At 49.4% G+C, this 893-nt stretch carries 1 protein-coding gene; it reads left to right on the forward strand.

The window, feature by feature from the left end:
- Positions 1-107: 107 nt before the first annotated feature.
- Positions 108-893: type VI secretion system baseplate subunit TssF (locus tag AAC854_RS22725; protein ID WP_340619072.1), on the forward strand; the 786-nt coding region annotated here is incomplete at its 3' end.

Below are 893 nucleotides of genomic sequence, written 5' to 3' on the forward strand. Positions count from 1 at the left end.
TTAATTTTATTGATAGATCTGTACAATAAACCATCTTTACAAACTGGATACCTGTTTTAATTCAGCACAAAACCGCTCCCTGATAGATAAAACGTAAGTGAAATTCAATGAAAAACAACAAGGAATCACTGTACCTGCAAGAACGCGCCTACCTGCGGGAACTGGCACAGCGTGTGGCGAAAGACTCGCCGCATTTGGCCGATTTTCTGTCTTCATCCCATGATCCTGATATTGAACGTCTCTTCGAAGCGTTTGCTCTGCTGATTGCCAATTTACGGGATAAACTGGAGGACGATCTTCCCGAAATCACGCACGGCATTCTGTCCCGGATCTGGCCGTTAGCGTTATGTCCTATTCCCCCGACCACGATACTGCAATTCTATCCTGCTGAGGGTGAGCATCAGGGCACTGCCGATATACCTGAAGGTACGTCCGTTTCGGCTCACCGCAACGGGCAGTTACTGACCTTTAAAACCCGTCGTCCGCTGCATATTGAACCGTTAATCGTGCAGGAACGAGCTGTAAAGAAAACGGGAACTCACAGTGAGATCATACTGACCCTGTGCCAGACCGGCACTGCGTCCACGGTCTGGCAAAGTGGCCCATTAACTTTTTTCCTTGGTACTGATACGGAACGTGCCGCCCAGCTCAGTCTGTGGCTGGATCAACACCTTTGTGATGTCAGCCTGATAACACAGGGCGAGCGGCGAAAACTGAGCGGTTTCCCTTATGGCTGGCATGACCTGTTTGATAATCCGGTGCTGCCTGTGCCAAAGAATACGTATTCCGGCCTGCAACCGTTGGTGGAGTATTACGCGCTGTCCCAGCTTTATAACTTTGTCACGCTGGATATCAGCAAAAGTTGCACAACAGTGCCACTGAATGAGGAGGGT

This window comes from Xenorhabdus entomophaga, from assembly GCF_037996725.1.
Taxonomy (GTDB): Bacteria; Pseudomonadota; Gammaproteobacteria; order Enterobacterales; family Enterobacteriaceae; genus Xenorhabdus; species Xenorhabdus khoisanae.